The sequence below is a fragment of the Paractinoplanes lichenicola genome (genome assembly GCF_016785085.1).
In the GTDB taxonomy this organism is placed as follows: domain Bacteria; phylum Actinomycetota; class Actinomycetes; order Mycobacteriales; family Micromonosporaceae; genus Actinoplanes; species Actinoplanes lichenicola.
Window position 1 is genome coordinate 1 of the sequence record NZ_JAENHO010000013.1, and the last position, 24,176, is coordinate 24,176.

A 24,176-nucleotide genomic window follows, 5' to 3' on the forward strand; every position below is an offset into this window, starting at 1 on the left:
CATCCGCTCCACGCAACACCGAACCCAGCGAACACTGCCACAACAAGTAAGTGAGCACTCACATCGGAACGCTGAAACCGCCGAGCCCAGCGACCACCACCAACACGTAAGTGAGCACTCACATCCGATGCACGCTCCGCCGAGCCGAGCGAGCGCTGCCACAACAGGTGAGTGAGTACTCACATCGGAATGCTGAGGCCGTCGAGCCGAGCGGGGTTTCAACGAAACGGGTAAGTGAGTACTCACATCGGGGTTAGAGCGCTGCCGGGTGGTGCAGGCGGTGCCATAGGTCGGTGCCATGGCTGGTGGGCTCGGGTGGGGCCTCGTGCAGGCGGAAGGAGCGGTCGCGGTCGGCGCGCAGGAACAGGGCGGGCAGGCGGTCGCGCTGGTCGTAGCAGGCCTGGGCGAGTTCGTGCAGGTGGGTGACGAAGACGACGGTGACGCCGGCGTCGGTCATGGCGTCGATGATGTGGCGGGCCAGGTCGGAGCCCTCGCGCTCGTTGGTGGACTGGAAGGTTTCGTTGCACAGCAGCAGTCCGTGCGGGCCGATCGTGTCGGCGATCTGGGACATGCGCCGTAGTTCCTCGTCGAACTTGCCGCTGGTCTTGGAGTCGTCTTCGTCGGTCGTGAAGTGGGTGAAGACGCCGGATCGGGCGGAGGTTGTGAACGAGGTGGCGGCCACGAACGTGCCGGCTGCGGCCATTAGCTGGGCCAGGCCGAGGCTGCGTAGGAATGTGGACTTACCGCCGCGGTTGGCGCCGGTGACCATGATCAGCGACTTGCCGTCGGCGTTCAGGTCGTTGGTAGCGACCGGCTCGTCGAGGCGCAGTTGTAGCCCGGGGTCGTAGAGGCCGCGGGCGGTGAGCTCGGGCGAGAGCGGAGACGAGGGCGAGAGCGCCGACGAGGACGAGAGCGCCGACGAGGACGAGAGCGCCGACGAGGACGAGAGCGCGGACGGGGACGAAGGCGGGGGCGAGGCGAGCACGGACGGAAGGCATATCTGAGCGCCGCGGGTGGTCAGGGCTTGGTGGAGGTTTAGTGAGCCCAGATAGAAGGCGGCGTCGAAGCGTAGGGCGGTGAAGAAGGCGAGCACCGACCGCGCGGACCGGTCGGCGGAGATGGCTAGGCCGGCCAGCATCCGGTCGCGCAGGGTACCGAGGGCTCGGCTGGCCGCCTCATCGCCGTACGGGAGCTTGTAGGTGGCTTTGGGGGTGGTGTTGCGGCGGAACAGGCCGCGGGACTGGCGCTCGGGCCGGCGTATCGCGAAGCCTTCGCTTTGATTTCCCGCGCCGAGCCGGGCCGATACGAGCAGGTTGCCGTCGAGGCTCAGTTCGGCGATGCGGTTGGTGACCGAGGCCAGGTACGCGTCGTCGAACTGGTCGTCGGCCAGGGTGAAGAACTGGGTGAACCCGGTCGACGACACTCGCGGCCGGTAGCGTCCGGCCAGGGCTCGCAGGTCGCGCAGCAGGGTCACGTACGCGGTAAGGGTCACGATCGACTGGTTGAGCAGGGTTTCCGGGCTGTCGAAGTAGACGGCGCCGGCCGCGGTGCGCTGGGCTTGCAGGGCTCGCCCGGCCAGCTCGTAGAGTTCCCGTACGAGGTCGGGCTCGCGCAGGCAGTCGGCGAGCACCTCCTGCCGGTAGGCGACGTCCTCGGGGCTTGGCGGCGCCGCGAGCAGGACGGACCGGGCGGTCTCGGCCAGGAAGGCGTCACCGGCCGCCATCGCGTCGATCACCGCGGACAGCCCCAGATCCTCGGTGACGCGTTCGGCCAAAGCGTGCGCGGGCCGGGCCTCGGCGTCACCGGCGAACAGCAGACCTGGTCTCATGCGTGGGCCTCGATCCGTGCGCGGAGCTGATCCTGGGTGAGTCCGTACTTGGTGGCCAGGGCGAGGGCGTGGGCCGCGCCGTCAGCCCGGCCGCGGGTGACCTTGAAGGCGCCGGCGACCAGGGAGACGACCCGCGGGTCAAGGTTCGACAACTCGTCGATGAACGTGACGCACACGCCCACCGCGCCCGCGTCCAGCACGGCTCGCAGCACGTCGGTGCTCATCGTGCGCGCGTCGACGAACGTGGTCGAGCTGAACATCTCGTTCAGGATCACCACGGACCGGTCGCTGACGGCCGGCAGCATCGCCGCCATCCGGGTGGCCTCCTCCTCGAGCCGGCTCTGCAGGTCACCGGCGCGATCGCCCCGGTCGAAGTGGGTCAGGATCGCGTCCGGCGCGTGCAGCGCGACCGACCGTCCCGGCACGGGCACCCCGAGCGCCGCCAGGTGGTAGAGCTGCCCGACCGTACGGGCGAAGGTGGTTTTGCCGCCCTGGTTGGGGCCGGTGATCACGAGCAGCGACTCGTCGCCGCCGAGGGTGACGTCGTTGGTGACCGGCCGGCGCCCGTCGGCGATGAGCGCGTTCGCCAGCAGGACGTCGTACGTGGCCGTGACGTCGAGCCCGCGGGGCCGGATCTCGGGGGTGCAGAACGGCAGGCCCGCCTGGCGCACGGGTGCGGTGAAGTCAAGCCAGGCGGACGCGAACTGCAGCTCGCGCTCCACCACGGCGATCACCGGGTGCCGCACGTCGGCGTACCGGTCGACGAACGCGGCCACCCGGTCGAACACCTCGGGGAACAGCTTGACCACCAGGTCGAGGATCGCGGCGTGCAGGTCGTTCATCTCCGCCCCGCCGCGCAGGTCGAACTCGTGCGGCGTGACCTGGCCGGTGTCGAACCGCTCGAACGTCGCGAGCGTCCCGGCGTTCAGGTCCTCCTGCTCGGCGAAGGGGCTGGCCACGATCGAGTCACCCGAGATCGACAGGGTGTACTGCAGTCCCTCCAGCTCGGCGACCAGGGCCCGCGCGCCCGCGGCCATCTCGGCGAAGGACGGATCCGCCCGATAGCGGTGCAGCCACTCCCGCCACTCGCGTAGCCCCGCCGAGGACAAGGGCGCGTCGTCGAGGACGGCTGCTGCCGCGTCGATCACGTCGGCGTACGAGGCGAGGGCGTTCAGCCGCCACCGTTGCGCCTGCCGCGGATGCCGTACGCGTGTGGCCGCCTCGATCTGCCGCTCGTAGCGGGCGAGGCCGTCGCAAAAAGCCCGCAGCGGCTCGCCGGCCAGGTCAGCGAACACCGCCTGCCGTCGCTCGATGCCCGCCGGGTCCTCGAGCCGGACGCGGAAGGCCGGCCGCAGGTTGTGCCTCTCCCGGCCGGCCACCACCGCGTCGACGAGCTGGTCGAGCTGCAGATCGGGGAAGTAGCCGGGCTCCGGCGCGTCGGCCGGCAGCGCGCCGGACTTCGCGAACAAGCCGGAGAAGTCTGAGTCGATCACTTGACAATGTTGGCTCACATTGTCGATGAAGCCCTGTTCCCACGCCTCGCTGCGCCGGATTCTGCGCCGGCAGCACGAGCGGGTCGCCCAGGCTCTGACGCCGGGCGGCCGCACCGGACCCGGGCGGCCATGACGACCGCGTCATACCGTCATCACCGTCGTCCTCGCCGGGGACGACACGAGCCCTTAGGCGGCCACCCGCTCGGCGACCACCGCCGCCGTGGCCCGGGCACCCGCCCGCTCGTACGCGATCTGCACGGTCTGCCCGACCTCGGCGCTCAACTCCGCGCGCACCAGATCCTCGGGCGACCGTACGGGCTTCCCGTCGAGCTCGACGATGATGTCGCCGGCCCGCAGTCCCGCCCGCGCGGCCGGCCCGCCCGACCGGACCGCCTGGACGAACAGCCCGGCCGGCACCCCGGCCTGCGCAGCGACGGCGTCCGAGATCTCCTGCACCTGCAGCCCGAGGCTCGGGTGGACGATCTCGCCCCGCTCGGCCAGCTCGGCGGCGATCGGCTGCATCAGGGCGGTCGGGATGGCGAACCCGAGGCCGCTGCTGCCCGCGTCGCCCGACGGCGAGGCGCCGGCCGTGTTGATGCCGATCAGCCGGGCCGAGCAGTCGACCAGCGCGCCCCCGCTGTTGCCCGGGTTGATCGCGGCGTCGGTCTGGATCGCGCCGATCAGGTGGGTCGACGACGCCCCCTCCCCCGGCAGCCGCACATAGCGATCCGTGGCGCTGACGATTCCGCTGGTCACAGTGGAGGTCAGCCCCAGCGGGGAGCCGAGCGCGACCACCGGCCGGCCGACGCGCAGGTCCCCGGAGTCCGTGACCTCGATGGGCTTGGCGCTGCGGGAGGGGTCGTCGGGCTGCACCACCGCGAGATCCGTCAGCGCGTCGGCGCCGACGATCTTCGCGGTCGTCGAGTGCCCGTCGGTGTACGTCACGGCGACCTTGCCACCCGCGGCGGTCGAGATCACGTGCTCGTTCGTCACGATCCGGGCCGCCCCGGCGATGGTCACGACCACCCCGGAGCCGACGCCGGCGCCGCCGGGCCCCTGGGCGTTGATGGTGACCACCGAGGGCAGGGCCTGCTGCGCGACCTGGTCCACCGCGCACCCGGCGCTCGTCACGACCGACCTTCGCGGCTCCTCCACCGCACGCCAGATCAGCACGGTTCCCGCGCCGCCGGCCACACCGGCGGCCAGCGCGGCGGCCAGCAGCAGGTAGGGCCCGGGCATCCGGCTCGGGGCGGTCATCGGCTGTCCGGACGCGACTGCTGGTCCTGCATGCCGTCATCTCCTTCGCCGGGCGGCTCCACCACGCGACGCTTGGCGATCATGAATTCCGACAGGGTCAGCACGCCGTCGAGATGCAACTGGGCCAGGCCGACCAGGTGGTCGACTATCCCCGCCCCGGGCCGGTCGATGACCAGCACCCACAGCGGCCCGTCCGCCACGCGCCGGCGCAGCACCGACAGCACCGACGCGATGTCCGCCTCGGCCCCGACGGCCAGGCTCAGCACCTCGACCGGGCCACGTGCGCTCACCTGACCGACGTTAGGAAACGGACGGGCACGACGGCTCCCCCGCTTCGGCGGAGCGCGACGGGCCACGCTGAGCTATGCACCGATGACTCTTTGACATCAGATTGAGACTTGACTAAGAAAGAGGAGGTTGCCCAGGGGGTTCGGATGACTCACACCCAACTACCGCCGGCTCTGCCCACCGCCTACCTGCCCCGCCGCCGCCTGTGGGAACGGCTCGACCAGGTGCACGACAGCGCCGTCATCGTGCTGATGGCCCCGCCCGGCGCCGGCAAGACCCTGGGCGTCAGCGGGTGGCTGCGCCGCGAGCGGCCGCCGCACCCGGGAGTCGTGTGGCTCTCGGCCGATGCCGGCTGCCCCGCCGAGACTCTGCGCGCCGTGCTCGACGCGGCCGCGGCCGCCGGCGGTTCGAGGCCGGCGCTGGTGGTGGTCGACGACGCGCACCGGCTCCCGAGGGACGCGCTGCTGCTCGTCGATCACCGGCTGCGTCATGATCCCACGAGCCTGCGCCTGCTCCTGTTGTCCCGCACGCCGCTGGATCTGCATCAGGTGGTGCCGGAACTGCTCGGCGATCTCACCATCCTGCACGGCGACGTGCTCCGCCTGACCTCGGACGAGTCGCGCACCTTGACGCTGGCCCACGTGCGGACCGACTCCGTGGCCCTGGCCGAGGCGGTCGAGGAGCGGGCCCGGGGCTGGTGTGCCGTCCTGGTGCTCACCGCCCGCAGCATCGCCGCCGCGGCCGACCCGCTGAGCACGGCCCGTACGGGTCTCGGGGGCAGCCGGGACGAGGCCGCCCGCCAGATCGTCGACGAGACCTTCACGGAGCTGAGCGACACCGAACGGCACCTGCTGCTGTGCATCGCCGGTGAGCAGGTCGTCACCGCCGACCTCGCCGCACACCTGACACGCGACGCCGCGGCACCCGACGCGCTGCTGCATCTGGAGGCCACCGCCCTGCTGGTCCAGCGGACGATCACCCCGAACGGCGACCCGGCGCGGTACAACGTCCACCCCGTGCTGCAGGAGGTGATCCGCCGCCGGTTGACGCGGCCGGGCCCCGACGAGGACCGGGCGCGAGCCGCGGTGCGCCAGGCCGTACGGCTCGACCTCGCCCGCAACGACCACGAGCGCGCCTTCGGCCGGCTCGAGCACGTCGGTGATTACGAGGGCGCCGCCGAGCTGCTCGCGACCGATGGCCTGGCCATGGTGTTCCGCGGGGAGGGCGATCAGATCGCGGCGTTCGTCGCGCGGCAGAGCGAGGCCGTGCTCGCCACCGAGGCGTGCTGGTTCACGGCGACTGTCGAGTGCTGGCTGCGCGACGACATCGCCGGCGCCCAGTACTGGATGAGCCTGGTCCTCGGCCGGCCGTCGCCCGGTTCCGTCGCGGCCTCCGCGCAACGGGCGTGCCTGCGGCTGATGCGGGCCCGGCTCGGCCAGGAGGCCATCGCGGCCGCCGTCACGGACGCCCGCCGGTTGGTGGCCGAGGTGCTGCGCCGGCCCGCGGCCCAGGAGGTCCTGCCGCTACTGCTGCTCGAGCTGGCCGTGACCCAGATGTGGACCGGCGAGCTGGACGAGGCCGAGGTGCACCTGAGCAGCGTCATCGCGCTCTCCCGGAGCCGGGCCCTGCCCGCCCTCGGGGTGGCCGCCACGGCGCACCTGGCGCTGAGCCAGTTCATGCTGGGCCGCGAGCGGGCCGGCGTCGAGGTGGCCAACGTCGCCCTCGGGGCGGCGGCCGAGCTGCCCGAATCGTCCGTGCGCTTCTCCGTCCCGCGGGCCGGCCTCGCCCTGAGCCTGAGCGGGATGAGCTCGCCGCCGTGGCCGGTCGACCTGCCGGAGCGGGTGCCGCCGTCGGTCCACGCCGCCGACCTGTGCACCCTGTTCTGGCTGACCATCGAGGGGGTCGCCGTGGCCCTGACCCGGGCGTCGGTGGCCGACGCGGCGGCCGTCCTGGAACCGCCCATGCCGATCCTCGAACAGACCGAAGTCGTCACCACGACCGGGACCCTGCCCGCCCACCTGCGTCAGGCGCTGCTGGTCAACCGGGCGCTGCTGGCGGCGATCGCCGCCGACGGCAACCGGCTGGCCGACACCGCGGAGGCCCTGCGGCAATCCGGCTCGGCCGGCGAGGCCGCCCTGGCCCAGGCGTTCCTGGAGGATCTCCACGGGGACCGCCGGGCCGCCCACCGGCACTTCTGCACCGCGTTGCGGGAGGCCACCTGTCTGCAGCCGCCGGTGGCCGCGGTGGCCATGGTCTGCGCGGCGCAGCTGCGCGACTCGCTCGGCGACACCGCCGGCGCCCTGGACGACCTCGAGAAGGCCATCGTGATGACCGAGGTCCGCCGCAACGCCCTGCCGTTTCTGGGCTGGCTGCGGCACGGCACGCCGATCGGCACCATCCTGCTCCGGCTGAGCGGCCACGTCGCCTCGCCCTGGCTCGACACCGTCGTGCAGGCCGCGGCCGGCAGCACCGACATCGTCCACCACTACTCGGCCCGGACGCCGCCGCCCGATCCGGCCCCGGGCGACCCGGGCCATCAGGCGCTGACCCCGCGCGAGCGGGACGTCCTGGCCGAGCTGGCCCGGGGCGCGACCTACGCCGACATCGCGGCCGCACACTTCATCGCCGAGAGCACCGTCAAGACCCACGTCTCCAGCCTGTACGCCAAACTGGGCGTCTCGCGCCGCAGCGAGGCGCTCGCGACCGCACGCCGCGAACGCCTGATCTGACCCCGGAAAGTCAGGCCGTCTCGCGCAGCCGCAGCACCAGGAACAGCTGGGCCAGCCCCATGATGATCATCCAGATGCCGGTGAACACCACCATGGCCAGCAGGCTCAGCTTGGGCCAGGACAGCACGACCACGCCGCCGATCGCGGTGAGCGCCCCCAGCACGCCCACGCCGATGCGGGCCGCCCCGGAGTAGCGCGGGGTGAAGGCGGCCGCGCCCCGCACGATGCCCCCGATGATCCACGTCAGGCCGATCACCGTGGCCGTGGCCAGGATCGAGAGCAGCAGGTGGCGAAGGCAGACGATGCCGGCGCCGACGAAGATGAGGCCGAGGACGCCCTCCAGCGCCCGCATGCCGGCGCCGTCGACCCCCGTCGCGGTGACCGCTCGCACGATGCCGACCAGACCCTGCACGATCAGCCATAGTCCGAAGAGGATCGCGCCGAGGTAGAGCGTCGCCCGGGGCCACGCGACCAGCATCACGCCGATGACGACCGACGTGGCGGCGCCGGCCACCGCCAGCCACCACAGCAACCGCTCGGTGCGGCGATCCTCGGCCGCGCCGGCTGCGGTGCGCCCCGAGGGGCCCTGAACGACGGTGTCGGACATGCCAGTCACCTCACAGTCATCGCGCCTGCTCCACCGGAGTCAGCGTGCCCGGGTCGCCGCCCCCTCCGGCTCCCCCGAAACGGCGGAGGGCAGCACCGGCGCCGCGCGGCCGGGCGATCACCGCTCCGCCGATACAGGGGACGCCCCGGCGCCACCCCGCCTCGCATAGTGACGACGTGGACTCTCCCACCAGCCCGAGGCCGCGTGCCGTGACTGTCCTCGTCGTGCTCAGCGGCATCGTGATCACGGTGCTGGGCCTGCGCGAGCTGGCCTGGCTGGCCACGCCGGCCGCGTTCGCCCTGGTCATCGTCATCCTGGTGCACCCGGTTTACACGAAGCTGGCCGGCCGCGGCGTCCCGTCGATGCTGGCGGTGGCCGGCCTGCTCCTGTCGATCTTCGCCGTGATCCTGGGCCTGGTGGCGATCGTGGTGTATTCGATCGCCCGGCTGGCCACCGTCCTACCGGAGTACGTCGACGAGGCCGCCGTCACGACTCAGGACCTGAGCGAGCTGCTGGCCGGCCTGGGCGTCGGCACCGAGCAGATCGGCGCGATCGTCGACGACTTCGACTTGCGGGTGGCCGCGGGCTGGCTGACGGCGCACATCCCGTCGTTGCTGGGCGTCGCCACCAGCCTCGTCCTCGTCTACAGCCTGCTGATGTTCACCGGCATCGAGTCGGCCAAGATCGGCCGCCGGTCGACGGCGCTGCGCGAGGATCACCCCCGGCTGGCCGCGGCGCTGACCGGTTTCGTGGCCGGCACCCGCCGCTACGTCGCCATCACCGGCGTCTTCGCCGTCGCGGTCGGGCTGCTCGACACGGTCTTCCTGCTGATCCTGGGCATCCCGCTGGCGCTGCTGTGGGGCCTGCTGGCCGCCGCGTGCAACTTCATCCCGTACGTGGGATTCCTGATCGGCCTGGCCCCGCCGGCGCTGCTGGCCCTGTTGATCCAGGGCTGGCAGAGCATGCTGCTGGTGATCGTCGTCTACTTCGTCCTGAACTCGATCATCACCACGATCGTGCCGGCCAAGGTCGTGGGGGACGCGGTGGGCATGTCGATGACGGTGACCATGGTCTCGGTCGCGTTCTGGTCGTGGGTCCTCGGTCCGCTCGGGGCGGTGCTGGCCATCCCGCTCAGCCTGCTGGTCAAGGCGATCTTCATCGACGGCGTGCCGTCGGCGCGCTGGCTGGCCGGGTTCGTCGACGGCGGCGCCCTCCTCGACCGATTCGACGGAACCGAGCCGCGGCCAACACGCCGATGATTCGCCACGGGAGGAACACCATGGACCTGGACGTCTCGGAGATCGAGCAGGCGGTCAGCACGGGAGCCCTACCGCCCGGGCCGGACATCGACGCGTTCCTGGCCCAGGCCTGCAAGCATGCGGCCCGGCATCACGAGGGCGCCGTGGCCGACTACATCCCGGTGCTGGCCGCGGCGGATCCCGAGGCGTTCGGGCTGTGCGTGGCCGATGTCGACGGCGGGCTGCACGAGCACGGCGACACCCGGGTGTGCTTCTCGATCCAGTCGATCTCCAAGGCGTTCGTCTACGCGCTGCTGTGCGACGCGCTCGGTCACGAGCGGGTCCTCGAGGTGGTCGGGGTGAACAACACCGGCCTGGCGTTCAACTCGGTCATCGCCATCGAGCTCAACGACGGGCACCCGATGAACCCGATGGTCAACGCGGGCGCCCTCGCGACCACGGCGCTGATGGCCGGCGACTCCGCGGACCGGCTGTGGGCGAACGTGCGCGACGGGCTGTCACGCTTCGCCGGCCGGGCGCTCGAGGTCGACGACGAGGTGTACCGCTCCGAGGCGGCGACCAATCAGCGCAACCAGGCCATCGCGCGGCTGCTCGAGAGCTACGGGCGGATCACGCGCGACCCGCTGGAGGTCGTCGACGTCTACACCCGCCAGTGCGCGCTGAGCGTCGACGCCCGCGACCTCGCCGTCATGGGGGCGACGCTGGCCGACGGCGGCGTCAACCCGGTCACCGGCGAGCGGGTGGTGTCGGCGGAGGTCTGCCGGGACACCCTGGCCGCGCTCGCCGCCAACGGCCTCTACGAGCGCTCCGGCGAATGGCTGGCCGAGATCGGGCTGCCCGGCAAGTCCGGTGTCGCGGGCGGCCTGGTCACCGTGGCTCCGGGCAAGACCGGGATCGGCGCGTACGCACCCCGGCTCGACCCCGCCGGCAACAGCGTCCGGGGCCAGATCGCGACCGCCTACCTGTCGCGCGCGCTGGGCCTCAACATCTTCGCCTCCGATCCGCATGTACGCGAGAGGGCCGCACCATGACCGCAACGGAAGCACCCGTACGGACGTCCTGGGCCCCGATGATCGGGCTGTTCCTGGCTCAGGTCCTCATGTCCTACAACGTCGCCGCGCTGCCGGTGTCGATCGGCGGCATGGTCGACGACTTCAACGTGCCCCCGACCGACGTCAGCACGGCCGTCGTGACGTACGGGCTGGTTGTGGCCGCGCTGGTCATGCTGGGCGCGAAACTGGGGCAGCGGATCGGCTGGGTCATGGTCTTCCGCGCCGTCGTCGTGGTGTTCGCGGTCTCGGCGCTGACCATGATCTTCGCGCCCGCCGTGGGCTGGGTCATCTTCGCCCAGGCGCTGGCCGGAGCCTCCGCCGCCATCATCGTCCCGTCGCTGGTCGCCCTGATCGCGGAGAACTATCGCGGCGCGCAGCAGGCCACCGCGATCGGCTCGCTGGGTTCGGCCCGCGCCCTCGGCGGCGTCAGCGCGTTCCTCATCGGCGGCTCGCTGGCCACCCTGGTCGGCTGGCGCCAGGTCTTCATCCTCGTGCTCGTCATCGCCGTCGCCGTGTTCGTGCTGAGCTTCCGGCTGCGCTCGGACGCCGGCGACCCCACGATAAAGATCGACTTCGGGGCCGCCCTGATCATCGGGGCCGCCATCGTGCTGCTGACCCTGGGCGTCAACAACCTCAACGGGTGGGGCCTGCTACGCGCGGACTCCGGCGCGCCGTTCTCCGTCGTCGGCCTCTCCCCCGCGCCGATACTGATCGTGGCCGGCATCGTCCTGGCCCAGATCTTCTTCCTGTGGAGCCGGCGCCGGACCGAGACGGGCAAGGTGCCGCTGGTCAGCCTGTCCGTCTTCGGCTCGGCCGGCGAGCGCGCCGCGATCTACGCCATGTTCCTGGTCGTCGCCATGGAAGCCGCGCTGAACTTCACCGTCCCGCTCTACATCCAGATCGTCCAGGGGCGCACGCCCTTCGACACCTCGCTGGCCATGCTGCCGTTCAACCTGACCGTGCTGATCACCGCGATCCTGGTCGTCCGCCTGTACGACCGGTTCCCCCCGCGCACCATCGGCATGGCCGGGTTCGGGCTGACGACGATCTCGCTCGTCTGGCTGTCGGTGGTGGTGACCAACAACTGGGAGACCCTGCCGACGATCCTCGGCCTGATCACGTTCGGCATCGGCCAGGGCGCCCTGGTCACCCTGGTCTTCAACGTGCTGGTCACCGCGTCACCCAAGGAGCTGGCCGGTGACGTCGGCTCGGTGCGCGGCACCGTGCAAAATTTGGCCTCGGCCGTCGGCACTGCGGTCGCCGGGGCCCTGCTGGTCGGCATCCTGAGCGCCAACGTTGCCACCGCGGCGGCCGCCCACGTCGAGCTGCCGCCCCAGCTCGTCGCGCAAGTGGACCTCGACAAGACCAACTTCGTCAGCAACGACCGGCTCCGCGAGATCCTGGCCGGCACCGACGCGACACCGGCCCAGGTGGACGCCGCGGTCGGCCTCAACGAGGACGCCCGGCTGCGCGCGCTGCGCCTCGGGCTGCTCGTGCTGGCCGCCCTGAGCGCCCTGGCGATCGTCCCCGCCGCCCGGCTCCCCCGCTACCTCCCCGGCGATGTGCCCGACCAGGCCGGCAGCGATGCCCGCACCCGCGAGCCGGTCTGAACCCACCACGAGAACGAAGGGAACACCATGTCCGACCTGATCATCCTCGGCTACGACAACCACGACACGGCCGTCAAGGCGTACGAGGAAGTGCAGCGGCTCCAGAACGACCACGTCGTCGACCTCTCCGGCCTGGCCGTGGTGACCGTCGACGACAAGGGCAAGAGCCACGTCGACACGCCGGGGAAGATCGTCTCCGGCTCCGCCAGCTCCGGCGCGCTCTGGGGCATGCTGATCGGCCTGCTCTTCCTGGCCCCGATCGGCGGGCTGCTCTTCGGCGGCGTCATGGGCGCCTTCATGGGCTCGCTCGGCAAGGCCGGGATCGACGCGTCCTTCCGCGAACGGGTGCAGGGCATGCTGACCCCGGGCCGCGCCGCCGTCGTCATCATGACCACGAAGATCACCGAGGACAAGTTCGCCACCGCCCTCAAGCCGTACGGGGGTGAGGTGCTGCAGACCTCGCTGTCGGAGGAGCACGAGAAGGAACTGGCCGGGGAGCTCTCCGGATCCTGACGCCCGTCAGCGGCTGTCGCGGCGGGCCTGCCGGCGAGCGCCGGTGGCGCGCGTGGCGGCGTGTCGTTTCGGCAGGTCGCCGTGATCGGGCCGGCGATCGCTGCGCTGAGCCTCGCGGGTCTCGGCCGCCGGCGCCACCAGCGGGCCGGCGGCCACCGGGTTGCCCGGCTGCTGCGCCTCGGCCAGCCGCTCGGCCCGCAGCGCGAGCACGCTGGCCCGCGCGGCCGACGCCACCGCGTCGCTGACCCGGGCCAGCGCGTCCTCGAAGATCTCGGCCTTGCCCCGGCTGCGCGTGTTCTTGGGAAAGGCCCGGCCGCGCGCCCCCACCTCGTCGACCCGCGCCGCGGCCCGGCGGCGATACACCTTGACGTACTTGTCGCGGGCCCGCCGGATCCGCTGATGGAGGGCTAGCAGCTCGTCCTCGTCCAGCCCCGCCAGCGCGGCCGCGTCGGTGGCCCGGACGAGCATCAGCTCGTTCTCGGTGAGCGAGCCCAACAGCACCTGCTCCTGAGTCATGGCGCCCCCTCCGCTTCCTCGATCGCGTTTCGACTCTGCCGCCACGCCGAGGCACTGTCCTCCCCCGAAGCGGAGGAACTGAGCGGCGTTCGCCCGGCCGGGTCGATCTGCCCGCTTGTTCCGTCCGTCGGTGATCGGCCGGTCATAGCCGCCGGGGTCTTCTTGACACCTTCTTAATAGATACGAAGACTTCGACGCATCCCTATATCCCCTGACGAGGAGCTCCCCCATGGCTCGTCCGTATCGTTGGATCGCGGTTGCCGCCGGCGCGGTGACGGCGGTCGCCCTGACACCCCTAGTGAGCTTCGCCGACGAGCCCGACCCCACGGCGCACCCGCGGGTCGACGTGGCACAGACCCTTGACGTCCCGGCCGGCGTCGTCAAAGCCATGAAGCGCGACCTCAAGCTGACCAGTGACGAGCAGGTCGCCGACCGCCTGCGCACCGAGGCCGCGGCCCCGCTCGTGCAGCAGCGGCTCAAGGCCAAGCTGGGCAACGCGTACGGCGGCGCCTGGATCAAGAAGGGCCAGGAGCGTCTCACCGTCGCCGTCACCTCCGAGGCCGCCGCGAAGCAGGTGCGCGCCGAGGGCGCCGAGGCCCAGATCGTCGCCCGCGGCGAGAGCGCCCTGGCCGCCGACCGGGCCAAGCTGGACAAGCGCGCCGCGAAGGCGGCCGACGCCATCCGGGCCTGGCGCATCGACCCGGCGACCAACAGCGTCGTGGTGACGGTCAAGCCGGGCGCCGAGGCCCAGGCCCGCACGTTCGCCAAGGACAGCGGCGTCGGCACGGTCACCGTCGAGACGTCAGCGGTCGCGCCGCGGCCGGTGTACGACATCCGCGGCGGCGACCAGTACGTCATCAACGGCAACACGCTGTGCTCGGTCGGCTTCCCGGCCCGTCGCGGCGGCGCCCCCGGCTTCGTGACCGCGGGTCACTGCGGCGGCCGCGGCGCCCCGGTCAAGGGCTTCAACAACGTCGACCTGGGCAGCTTCGGAGAGTCGGAATTCCCGAACACCGACATGGCCTACGTCGCCGCCAACGGCAACTGGACCCCGCAGCCGTGGGTCAACAACTACTCCGGCGGCAACGTGATCGTGGCCGGCTCCAACGACGCCGCGATCGGCTCCTCGATCTGCCGCTCGGGCCGCACCTCGTCGTGGACCTGCGGCACCCTGCAGGGCCGCAACGAGACGATCAACTACTCCAACGGCCCGGTGTACGGCATGAGCCGGATGAGCGCGTGCGCCAACCCGGGCGACTCCGGCGGCTCGGTCATCGCCGGCAACCAGGCCCAGGGCGTCACATCCGGCATCGCCGGCGGCTGCGGCTCGGCCAACCCGCAGACCTGGTTCCAGCCGGTCAACCCGATCCTGTCGCGCTGGGGCATCGCCCTGGTCACCAGCGGCGGCGGCAGCTCCGGCGGCGCCGTCATCAGCGCGCTGAACAACCGCTGCCTGGACGTCCCGAACGGCAACTTCTCGGACGGCGTACGGGTGCAGATGTGGAACTGCAACGGCTCGGCCGCGCAGAAGTGGGAGTTCGTCAACGGCACCCTGCGTACGGGAAACAACAAGTGCCTGGATGTGGCCTGGGGCTCGACCGCCAACGGCGCGATCCTGCAGATCGTCGGCTGCTCGGGCAACCCGGCGCAGGGCTGGGTCCTGTCGGCCGCCGGTGACCTGGTCAACCCCCAGGCCAACAAGTGCGCCGACATCGACGCCTGGAACGCCAACGAGGGCGCCAAGCTGGTGCTGTGGGAGTGCACGGGCGGCGCCAACCAGAAGTGGCGCCGCGGCTAGACAGCGGGCAAAGGGCGGCAACACGTTGACCGTGTTGCCGCCCGGCGCGCCCCATCGCCGGGACACCTCGTGACTGGTGCGAGCCGGCGAGCCGGTGCGGATCACCGTGCTGGTCAGCAACACGCTCAGCTTCCAGTCGATCCCGCCCGGCGTCATCGAGGACGGGCCGGCCGGGCCCCGGCAACGCTACTGGCACGACTTCTTCAACTACGCCGGGATCCACCGACCCGTTTGGCTACCAGACCGCCCCGCGACACCTGACCGACATCACCGTGGTGACCGGCCTCGACGGCGCCGCCGGCACGGTCGGCTACACCATCGAAGCCCAAGGCTCAGCCCGTACGAGGGTGAGTCTGCGCGACGCCGCGGGCCGGATGGTGGCCGAGGGCAGCGGCCCGCGCGGCGAGCTGCGGGTGGACGACCTGCACCGCTGGGCGCCCGGCGACGGCTACCTGTACGACCTCGAGGCGCCCTGGCCCCCGGCGCCGTGCAGCCGGACAGCGCGATCGTCGCCATCCGGCGCCTGTTTCGTAGCTGGGGTGGGTGCGAGGCCGGGTCCAGATTTCGTCTGGTGGTGGCCCGGGGAAGCCTGGCTCCCGGTGTTGGAACCTGGCTTTCCCTCAGGCGCCGCCAGGCGGGATCTGGGCCCTGCCGCAGCCCCGCCCCGGCCACGAAACAGGGCCTGGGGCAGGGTGGAACCGGGATCAGGACGTGGCGTCTGCTGCACGTCGTCCCGGTGGGCCCCTGCCCTGATAAACCCTGCGGCCGGTCTGCGCCCGCTGCCCGTCGTTGTCGCGTCGCCGGTGCCACCACGTGATGGTGCTGGCGACGACCCGCTCGGCGAGCCACGCGTACGCGGTCGGGCTCGATGCGGCGTGGCCCTGTCCACCGTGGTCGGCGAACTGCAGGTCGGGCCGGTGCCCCATCGAGGAGGGGGACGGCACGACGGCCTGCAGCACCGACGGCGCCTGGACGAGCCGGGTCTGCGGAGTCGCCGCGACCACGGAGGTGGCGAAGAACAGGGCGACGACAACCGTCAGCCCCGCCCACCAACGCCTGGCCGCCATGAGCTGCACGCTACGGTGCCGTCGCAAGGGACTACTAGTAGCGGAATTTGTGCCGAGCGCTGCGCCGGTTCACCCGGGCCGGCAGTTCGTCCACGTTGACGCCATGAGGCAGCCGTTCGTCGCGCTCATGGCCCCGGGTGAAATCCCGCATCGTCACGACAAAGCCCCTGACCAGGCGATCCTCCCGCAGATCGCGATAGGTGGCCTCGATCAGCACCTGGCTGCCGTCGGCCCGCACCAGCGAGCAGAACACCACGCCGTCGCCGGAACCCTCGAACGCCCGGCGCAGCTGGTGACGATCGTCCGGATGGGCCAGATCGCCGAGGGTGGTCAGCGGCGGCAGCTCGTCGCCGCCGAGCAGCTCGCGCAGCGACGGGCTGGCGTACCGGATGCGCAGGTCATCGTCGATCACCACCATGATGTCGGCGCTGTTCTGGATCACCGTGCGCAGATAGAGGTCGCTGTCGCGCCGGCCGACCGCCTCGACCAGGGCGATCCGCTCCAGCGCGAGCGCGGCCTGGGCGGCCAGCACCTCGAGGGTGTCACGCGTGGCGCTCAGGGTCTCCCGGCGGCCCACCAGGATCAGGGCGCCGCCGCTGGGCCGGGCGACGTCGAGCGGTTCCAGCCACAGCGGACAGACCAGCGTGGCCCGATCGGGCTCCGGCTCCCCCCTCCACCAGCTGCGGGAGGGCGGGCCGGGCGCCGCTTCGCGCGTGAGCTCACGGCCGTCGAGAGCAAATTCCGTTTCCCGTACGGCGTCAGGCGGCATGAGCTGCGTGATGGCGGCCCGGACAGCCTCGTCGACGGCCGCCGTGTCGGCCGCGGCGACCAGCGCGGCGCTCGCCTGCCGCAAGCCCCGCTCCCGCTTGAGGGCCAGGCCGTTCAGCGTGACCGAGTCGGTCAGCCGGGTGATGGTCAGCAGCAGCGTGATCGCACCGGCCACGGCGATCACCACGCCGTCGCCGACCGTGCCCTGCACCGCCTCGACCAGCAGCACCACGGGCGGGGTGGCCACGGCGAGGCCCAGCAGCGCCGCCCACCGCCCGCGCCACGGGGCCGGCCGCGGCACCGCGGGCTCGGTCAGCCGCACCATCGACGGGTGCACGGCGGCGGCGCCCCAGGCCACGTAGAGCACCACGAACCCGGACTCGCTGAGCCGCCCCGGCCACAGGGGCTGCACGATGTCGCTGACCAGCACGCCGACCGCGCCGATGACCAGCAGCGTGGCCGAGACGTTGCGGCCCACGGCGACCAGCACCCGGACGACCACCGCGAGCAGCAGCAGCGCCCCGATCACGTACGCCCCGGAGATGTCGCCGATCCGGCCCGCGTCGCCGATGACGAACACCCAGACCACCAGCAGCGCCGAACACGTCAAGGCCAGCAGGTCGATCAGCCGGGCCCGATCGACGAGGATCGCCCCGATCCGGGTCAGCTGCAGCAGACCACCCGCGACCAGCACGAACATGCCGTAGAAGAAAAGCTCGGCCACGCCTGGCCGGCCCAGCGCGGTCAGCACGTCACCGGCGGCGCTCGCCACGACGGCGCCCGCGAGCCACAGCCAGGGCCCGCTCCGGGCGGGCCGGTGACGACGGACCCCGTAGACGATGGCGGCCGTGCTGCAGATTCCCAGCACAGCCCATTCGATGGCCCTCAACACGCCTAACTACTACCAGCGCCGTGGCTGAGTGTCCAAGCCGCCATATACGCAGCGCTAACCGGCCTCGACCCACGCATTGACGTGCGGCGATGGCTGCTTCCCGGCGTGGACTTCTGCGACTCGGCGGCGCCGCCGTGGTGCTGCGCCACGCCACGGCCGGGGCGGCCGGCGCGATCGCGGTTCCCGCGGTCGCGCGGATCCGCTCCGGATAGACGACAGCGTCCCGAGCAGGGAGTACGCTCCCCTCGTCCGTTCGCTCCGGAGGAGAGAAGCCACCCATGCGCAGGCTCGCCGGCGTCGCCCTGATCGCCCTGCTCGCCGCCCTCGTGCCCGCGGCCGCGGCCCAGGCCGCTCCCACGTGGAAGCTGACGCTCGACAACGTCAGCGCCGAGCCCGGCGGGGCCGCCAAGGCGATGCGGCTGCACTATTCGGTGCTGCCGTATTCCGAGGCGACCCGGGGTGACCTGGTGGTCGACTTCGCCGCGGCGAGCGCGATCGCCACGGTCGAGTCGTGGGGCGACCCTCGCTGCGTCACCACGGCCACCACGTTCACCTGCCCCGGCTCGGCCAGCGAGGTCGCGCTCCCGGTGACCGCCAAGCCCGGCGCCCGGCTGGGCGCGACCGCGCAGGTGACCGTGCGTACGGTGGTCGACGGCCGCACGCGGGCCACCGCCTCCGGCACGATCACCATCGCCGAGCAGGTCTCGCTGACCTCGGTCGAGACCCAGGGCGACGTCTCGGTGGCCACCGGGGCCTCCACCGACCTGAACGCGGGCGTGCGCAACACCGGCGACGACCCGGTGACCGGCGTGGTCCTCGAGCTGACCACGGTCCGCGGGTTCACCAACGCGCCGCACAGCAACTGCGCCCCCACCGAGTTCGGCGCCGCCTGCGTGTTCGACCGCGAGCTGGCCCCGGGTCAGACGTACCGGCTGGCCACGCCCTGGCAGCTCACCGCGGCCGACACGGTGTGGGCGCCGAGCAAGTGGTTCGCCAACTTCACCTGGCACACCGCGCAGGACTACGCCGATCTGCGCCGCCCCCGCCCGGCCGGCTCCGGCCCCGCGCTCGAGCTGACCCCGGTGACCTCGGCGCTGGCCGGCCCGCAGACCGAGACCGAGCCCAACGACAACTCGGACGGCTTCGCCATCACCGTCACCGGCGTCAACCAGTCCAACTTCACGGCCAAGGGCGCCACCGCGAGCGGCAAGGTCGGCCAAACCCTTCCCGTACGCCTCGGCGTCCGCAACAACGGCCCGGCCCGGCTCGAGGGCTACGCGGCCGACATGGGCTCCTACCTGCAGGTCACCGTGACCCCGCCCAAGGGCACGACGGTGGTCAAGCATTCCCGCCTGTGCGAGCCGTTCAACGTCGAACGCCCGACCCCCGGCGCGCCTTTCCCGGCCGGCGCCCACGAGGGTGACGGCAACTTCTACTGCTTCACCGAGCCGGTCGAGGGCGTGCCCTACCTGCCCGGCAAGACGGTCGACTTCGACTTCACGTTGCGCATCGACAAGCCCGGCACCCTGCGCGGCACGATCAAGACCGTACGCCTGGGCCGGCCCCCGGCCGGCGACCCCGACCCGGCCGACAACAACGCCGCCATCGTGATCACCGCAGCCGCCGCCACCACCCCCGGCGACGACGACGGAGGCACCGGCGGCGGCCTCCCGATCACGGGCACGAACACGTCCACGGTGGCCCTGATCGGCCTGGCCCTGCTGCTCGCCGGCACCGTAGCCCGGGTCGTGACCCGCCGCCACTGAGCACTTCCCGCCCGCCGAGGCGGCGCGCCTCAGCCCGTACGGTCATCGGGACCGGCCGAGCAGATCGCTGACCGGCCCGGTGGCGCCGTCGGCCGGTGAAGGGTGGTCCGCCACAATCTTCTGCCATGGACTTCGACGACTACCAGCGCGGCGCCCTGCGTACGGCCGCACCCCGCGACAAGAAGAACGAGCTGCTCCACCTGGTGCTCGGGCTGGTCGGCGAGTCCGGCGAGGTGGCCGAGAAGTTCAAGAAGTGGGTGCGCGACCTCGACAGCGACGAGCCCCGCCTCGACCGGGCCGGCATCGCCAAGGAGCTCGGTGACGTGCTCTGGTACGTGGCCGTCCTGGCCGACTACCTCGACCTGTCGCTCGACGACATCGCCACGGCCAACCTGGCCAAGCTGGCCGACCGCCACGGCCGCGGCGTACTCGGCGGCAGCGGCGACAACCGCTGACCGCGGCCCGGTAAGGCCAGCCCTACCGCGGATCCGGGTGCTGGCGCTCCTGATTCGGCACGTCCGGGTCCCTAGCGTCGGACGTATGAGGAAACTGCTGAGTTTGGGCATCGCGGGAGCGCTCATCGCATCCTCGCTGGGGGTGGCCGCGACACCGGCCACGGCGGCGAACGGCCGGCTCGTGTCGGCCACCGCACTGCACACGTACGCCACCCGGGCCGACGTGGACGCGGCGTTGACCGCGGACAAGTTCGATCCGGGGACCGACCGCTACGGCGTGCGCACCTATCGGCTCGTCTACCGTACGACCGACGCGACCGGAAAGCCGACCACGGCGAGCGGGCTGGTCGCGCTGCCGATCAACGATCGGGTCCGGCTCGACACGGCGTCGTTCGCGCACGGCACGTCGATCTACAAGGGGGACGCGCCGTCCGTCTCCGACGACGTGTTCCTGATCGGGCCGGCGCTCACTTTCGCGTCGGCCGGGTTTGCCGCGGTCGCGCCCGACTATCTCGGTCTCGGCGTCGGCCCGGGGGCGCATCCGTGGATGGACATCCCGTCGGAGACGACCGCGTCGCTCGACCTGCTGCGGGCGGCCCGGGTCTTCGTCGCCCGGCAGGGCCGGCAGCTCTCGCGGGACGTCTACGCGTCCGGCTTCTCGCAGGGGGCCTCGGCCGCCCTGGGCCTGGGCCGCGCGCTGCAGTCCGGCGCCGACCCGTGGTTCCGCGCGGCCGCCGTGGCCCCGATCAGCGGCGCCTACGACTTCCGTCACGCCGAGATCCCGGCGCTGTTCACGCCCGCGGTGCATCCGGTGCTGGCCAGCGCGTACACCACGTACCTGCTGGCCGCGTACGACCGGCTGCACGACATCTACGCCGACCCGGCGGACGTGTTCCAACCGCCGTACGTGGGTCTGCCCGCTCTCTTCGACGGCACGCACCCCGGCGAGGAGATCATCCCGGCGTTGCCACCGACGATCGACGCTCTGCTCACGCCGCGGGGCAAGGCGCTGCTGCTGCACCCGACGGGCCGCTTCGCCAAGGCTTTGGCCGTGGCCGACAGCGTCTGCACCGATTGGGACCCGGCCATGCCCGTACGCCTCTACTACAGCCCCGGTGACGAGGAGGCCGTGAACGCCAACACGGCGCACTGCCACGCCACGCTGGGCGCCCCCACGGTGAACGTGGGCGTCAACACCACCTACAACGGGTTCGTCCACGAGGGCTCGGAGGTTCTGGCGGTGCCCCGGGTGACCCGCTGGTTTCTTGACCATGTTCTGTGAACACGGTGTCTGATGGGTTTGAGACGCACACCCCGTCGGACACTAGGAAGTCGATGAACGCTCAACGGCTGCCCACCCGGGCCTGGACCGCGGACGAGTCGGCGGCGCTCGACAGGGCGCCGCTGATTCGCGTCGCGGGGGCACGGCCGGACGGGACGCTGCGCTCCTTCGTCATGATCGGGCACGTCCGCGTCGGCGGGGACGAGCTCATCCGCTCGCTGAACGGCACCGGCGGCAGCTGGTTCCGAGGCGCCACCCGTACGGGCCGGGGTGAGATCGACGTCGACGGCCGGCGGATCGAGGTCGCGTTCCTCGCCGACACCGGCCGGGAGGACGAGGTCGACCACGCCCTGCGGGCCCGGTACGGCAACGACTCCGGGGTCCGCCGAATGACCAAACCCGCGGCCCGCGAGGCGACGCTGCGCGTGGTCCCGCTCGCCTGAGCCTCAGTCCCCGACCGGAAAGGCACTGCCCGATGCACCTCACAATTCCCCGCGGCCCGATCGAGCTGGCCGCCGAGCTGCACCTGCCCCACGACCTCGACGAGGCGGCGCCGCTGCCCGCCGTGGTGCTCTCCACGCCCGGCAGCAGCGTCAAGGAGCAGATCGGCGCCAACTACGCCTCCCGCCTCGCCACGAAGGGCATCGCCGCGCTCGTCTTCGACCCCGCGCATCAGGGCCAGAGCGGCGGCGAGCCCCGGGACCTGGAGGACCCGTACCGCCGGGGCGAGGACATCTCGTACGCGATCGACGCGCTGACCGCCCTGCCCGGGATCGACCCGCACCGCATCGGCGTGCTCGGCATCTGCGCCGGCGGCGGCTACGCCATCCACACCGCCCGCACCGACCACCGCATCAAGGCCGTCGGCGCGGTCGACCCCGGCGAGATCGGCGCCTCGTTCCGCAGCTTCCAGGCCGACGGCCCGGTGGCCGCGCTCGACGCCCTGGCCGAGGCCCGCCTCGAAGAGGTCCGCACCGGCGTGCTGACCCGCGACAACTGGCTCCCCGACACGATGGCCGAGGCCGAGGCGGCCGGGATCACCGACATCGACCTGCTGCAGGCGATCCGGTATTACCGCACCGACCGGGGCATCAACGAGCACTCGACCAACCGCCGCCTCTCCCGCGGCGACTCGCTGCTGCTCGGCTATGACGCCTTCCACCTGGTCGACCAGCTCATGACCCAGCCGCTGCAGCTCGTGCTGGCCGAGAACCTCGAAGGCACCGGCTTCGACACGTCGGCCGAACGCCTCTGGAAGCTCGCCCCCAACCCGATCGACCGCCTGATCATCCCGGGCGCCCGGCACTACGAGATGTACGACGTCCCCGAATACGTCAACCCGGCCGTCGACCGGCTGGCCACGTTCTACAAGGCCCACCTGCGCTCTTGACTGTGTTGCAGCGACATGGTGTCGCATCGATCCCATCGCTGACGGATGTAGCGGGGAGATGGGACATGGACAGAAGACGTGGCGCCGTTCTGGTGGGGTTGGCCGGTCTGCTCGGCGCGATAATCGTGGCCGTGCCGGCGGCGGCGGCCGCACCCCGGCTGACGTGGGCGGCATGCCCCGCGGATGTTCCGATGGCGGCTCCGGTCGCGGTGCAGTGCGCGACACTGCCCGTGCCGCTGGACTACCGCGACCCAGGCGGCGAGCAGATCGAGATCATGGTGTCGAGGATCGCCAGCACCAACCCGGCCAAGCGGCGCGGCATCCTGTTGCTCAACCCGGGCGGGCCGGGCGGCACCGGGCTGAATCAGGGCGCCTTCCTGGTCAGCCGGGGGCTGCCGGCGACCGTCTCGGACGCGTACGACCTGATCGGCATGGACACTCGTGGGGTCGGGCACTCGACGCCGATGAGGTGCGGCTTCACGCTCGAGGATCCGTACTGGGCCAACGTGCCGCCGTACGCGGTGGACGACAACGCCGTGAATCGGCAGGCCGTGAATCGGCAGGCCGTGATCGCCAAGCAGGTGGCCGACAAGTGCGCCGCGAGCGACCCGCAGGGGCGGCTGCGGCACATCTCGACGGCGAACACGGCTCGCGACCTGGATCGGGTGCGGGCCGCGCTCGGGGAGAAGACGGCCAGCTTCTACGGGGCGTCGTACGGCACGGCCCTCGGCGCGACGTACGTGTCGCTGTTCCCGAAGACCACCGACCGGATCGTCCTCGACAGCAACGTCGGCGACACCCACCTCGACCGGGCGGGCCTGCGCCGGTACGGGCTCGGCTTCGAGCAGACGTTTCCCGGGTTCGCGAAGTGGCTGGCGGCCCGGCACGACGCGTACGGCCTGGGCCGGACGCCGCAGCAGGTGCGCCGGACCTATCTGCGGATCGCCGAGCGGCTCGACAAGACGCCGGCTCCGGACGGGGCGGACGGGGCCGTCTTCCGCTACCTCACCTTCTTCGGTCTCTACAGCGAGGGTCTGTACGGGGAGACGGCGCGGCGCTGGCAGACGTACCTCAACCCCGCCGATGCGGCGACGACGAAAGCGGCGACGCCGAACCCCAACGACAACAACTTCACGGCGTTCCTCGCGACCAGCTGCAACGATGTCGACTGGCCCGAGGACGTGGCGACCTACCGGCGGGCCGTCGCCGAGGATCGCAAGCGCTACCCGCTGTTCGGGGCGGCGACCGCCAACATCGTGCCGTGCGCCTATTGGCACCACGAGCCGTACGAGCCGCCGGTCGAGGCCGACGACAACGGACCGGCCAACATCCTGATCCTGCAGAACCGCTACGACCCGGTCACTCCCTGGGCCGGCGGGAAGCTGCTGCGTGACAAGTTCGCCAAGCGGTCCACATTGGTCACCGCCGAGGAGAACGGGCACGGCGTGTATCTCACTCACACCAACGCCTGCGCGCTCAACATCACCACGACGTACCTGGTCAAGGGCGCGATGCCGGCCCGCGACACCAGCTGCCGGCCCAACTGAAAGTCGGAGCATGACGGAAACTCAGCCCACCCACGACGACGCCCTCTCGAACGCTTCCA

At 71.7% G+C, this 24,176-nt stretch carries 21 protein-coding genes; 13 read left to right on the forward strand and 8 right to left on the reverse strand.

What is annotated here, in order from left to right; translation table 11 throughout:
• Nucleotides 1–253: 253 nt before the first annotated feature.
• From JKJ07_RS37680 to JKJ07_RS37695, 4 genes are all read right to left on the reverse strand, one after another.
• Nucleotides 254–1,828: a MutS-related protein gene (locus JKJ07_RS37680; protein ID WP_202996783.1), complete on the reverse strand. Its 1,575-nt coding sequence runs from the start codon at nt 1,826–1,828 to the stop codon at nt 254–256.
• Nucleotides 1,825–3,321: a MutS-related protein gene (locus tag JKJ07_RS52005; RefSeq protein WP_202996784.1), complete on the reverse strand. Its 1,497-nt coding sequence runs from the start codon at nt 3,319–3,321 to the stop codon at nt 1,825–1,827. The genes JKJ07_RS37680 and JKJ07_RS52005 overlap by 4 nt, the downstream gene beginning before the upstream one ends.
• A gap of 186 nt (nt 3,322–3,507) precedes the next feature.
• Nucleotides 3,508–4,578 (reverse strand): S1C family serine protease, encoded by a 1,071-nt coding sequence (locus tag JKJ07_RS37690; protein WP_202996785.1) that lies wholly within the window; start codon nt 4,576–4,578, stop codon nt 3,508–3,510.
• A complete protein-coding gene (locus JKJ07_RS37695; protein ID WP_202996786.1) occupies nt 4,575–4,868 on the reverse strand; it encodes a hypothetical protein in 294 nt (97 codons plus the stop codon). The genes JKJ07_RS37690 and JKJ07_RS37695 overlap by 4 nt, the downstream gene beginning before the upstream one ends.
• A gap of 144 nt (nt 4,869–5,012) precedes the next feature.
• Between JKJ07_RS37695 and JKJ07_RS52010 the strand changes: the two genes are divergently transcribed.
• On the forward strand, nt 5,013–7,595 hold the full coding sequence (locus JKJ07_RS52010) for a LuxR C-terminal-related transcriptional regulator (RefSeq protein WP_307834613.1): 2,583 nt from the start codon (nt 5,013–5,015) through the stop codon (nt 7,593–7,595).
• 10 nt (nt 7,596–7,605) lie between these two features.
• On the opposite strand, the gene JKJ07_RS37705 is transcribed toward JKJ07_RS52010, so the two are convergent.
• Nucleotides 7,606–8,202 carry an HdeD family acid-resistance protein gene (locus JKJ07_RS37705; protein ID WP_202996787.1) on the reverse strand — a complete coding sequence of 199 codons (597 nt, stop codon included), beginning with the start codon at nt 8,200–8,202 and terminating at the stop codon, nt 7,606–7,608.
• A 176-nt stretch (nt 8,203–8,378) separates the two neighbouring features.
• Between JKJ07_RS37705 and JKJ07_RS37710 the strand changes: the two genes are divergently transcribed.
• The 4 genes from JKJ07_RS37710 to JKJ07_RS37725 are packed head-to-tail and all read left to right on the forward strand — an operon-like array spanning nt 8,379 to nt 12,636.
• Entirely contained in the window at nt 8,379–9,461 is a 1,083-nt protein-coding gene (locus JKJ07_RS37710; protein WP_202996788.1) for an AI-2E family transporter, read from the forward strand.
• A gap of 20 nt (nt 9,462–9,481) precedes the next feature.
• Entirely contained in the window at nt 9,482–10,492 is a 1,011-nt protein-coding gene (gene glsA / locus JKJ07_RS37715) for a glutaminase A (protein ID WP_202996789.1), read from the forward strand.
• Nucleotides 10,489–12,123: an MFS transporter gene (locus JKJ07_RS37720; protein WP_202996790.1), complete on the forward strand. Its 1,635-nt coding sequence runs from the start codon at nt 10,489–10,491 to the stop codon at nt 12,121–12,123. Before glsA ends, JKJ07_RS37720 begins: the two co-directional genes overlap by 4 nt.
• Nucleotides 12,124–12,150: 27 nt before the next feature.
• Entirely contained in the window at nt 12,151–12,636 is a 486-nt protein-coding gene (locus JKJ07_RS37725) for a DUF1269 domain-containing protein (protein WP_202996791.1), read from the forward strand.
• A gap of 6 nt (nt 12,637–12,642) precedes the next feature.
• On the opposite strand, the gene JKJ07_RS37730 is transcribed toward JKJ07_RS37725, so the two are convergent.
• Complete coding sequence (locus tag JKJ07_RS37730; RefSeq protein WP_202996792.1) at nt 12,643–13,152, reverse strand: hypothetical protein; 510 nt, start codon at nt 13,150–13,152, stop codon at nt 12,643–12,645.
• A 229-nt stretch (nt 13,153–13,381) separates the two neighbouring features.
• Here JKJ07_RS37730 and JKJ07_RS37735 point away from each other — a divergent pair, with 229 nt between their 5' ends.
• Entirely contained in the window at nt 13,382–14,950 is a 1,569-nt protein-coding gene (locus tag JKJ07_RS37735; RefSeq protein WP_202996793.1) for a ricin-type beta-trefoil lectin domain protein, read from the forward strand.
• 704 nt (nt 14,951–15,654) lie between these two features.
• On the opposite strand, the gene JKJ07_RS37740 is transcribed toward JKJ07_RS37735, so the two are convergent.
• Nucleotides 15,655–16,017: a hypothetical protein gene (locus JKJ07_RS37740; protein ID WP_202996794.1), complete on the reverse strand. Its 363-nt coding sequence runs from the start codon at nt 16,015–16,017 to the stop codon at nt 15,655–15,657.
• Between the two features lie 34 nt (nt 16,018–16,051).
• A complete protein-coding gene (locus JKJ07_RS37745) occupies nt 16,052–17,677 on the reverse strand; it encodes a PAS domain S-box protein (protein ID WP_202996795.1) in 1,626 nt (541 codons plus the stop codon).
• An 89-nt stretch (nt 17,678–17,766) separates the two neighbouring features.
• Between JKJ07_RS37745 and JKJ07_RS51340 the strand changes: the two genes are divergently transcribed.
• From JKJ07_RS51340 to JKJ07_RS37775, 7 genes are all read left to right on the forward strand, one after another.
• A complete protein-coding gene (locus JKJ07_RS51340; RefSeq protein ID WP_268919371.1) occupies nt 17,767–17,889 on the forward strand; it encodes a hypothetical protein in 123 nt (40 codons plus the stop codon).
• 66 nt (nt 17,890–17,955) lie between these two features.
• On the forward strand, nt 17,956–19,443 hold the full coding sequence (locus tag JKJ07_RS37750; RefSeq protein ID WP_202996796.1) for a hypothetical protein: 1,488 nt from the start codon (nt 17,956–17,958) through the stop codon (nt 19,441–19,443).
• Nucleotides 19,444–19,568: 125 nt separating this feature from the next.
• Complete coding sequence (locus JKJ07_RS37755) at nt 19,569–19,898, forward strand: nucleoside triphosphate pyrophosphohydrolase family protein (protein WP_202996797.1); 330 nt, start codon at nt 19,569–19,571, stop codon at nt 19,896–19,898.
• 85 nt (nt 19,899–19,983) lie between these two features.
• Nucleotides 19,984–21,180 carry an alpha/beta hydrolase family protein gene (locus tag JKJ07_RS37760; protein WP_236030592.1) on the forward strand — a complete coding sequence of 399 codons (1,197 nt, stop codon included), beginning with the start codon at nt 19,984–19,986 and terminating at the stop codon, nt 21,178–21,180.
• A gap of 53 nt (nt 21,181–21,233) precedes the next feature.
• Nucleotides 21,234–21,623 carry a DUF2255 family protein gene (locus JKJ07_RS37765; protein WP_202996798.1) on the forward strand — a complete coding sequence of 130 codons (390 nt, stop codon included), beginning with the start codon at nt 21,234–21,236 and terminating at the stop codon, nt 21,621–21,623.
• A gap of 32 nt (nt 21,624–21,655) precedes the next feature.
• Entirely contained in the window at nt 21,656–22,570 is a 915-nt protein-coding gene (locus JKJ07_RS37770) for an alpha/beta hydrolase (protein WP_202996799.1), read from the forward strand.
• A gap of 65 nt (nt 22,571–22,635) precedes the next feature.
• Nucleotides 22,636–24,117, forward strand: a complete 1,482-nt coding sequence (locus JKJ07_RS37775; protein ID WP_202996800.1) for an alpha/beta hydrolase — start codon at nt 22,636–22,638, stop codon at nt 24,115–24,117.
• Nucleotides 24,118–24,176: the final 59 nt, after the last annotated feature.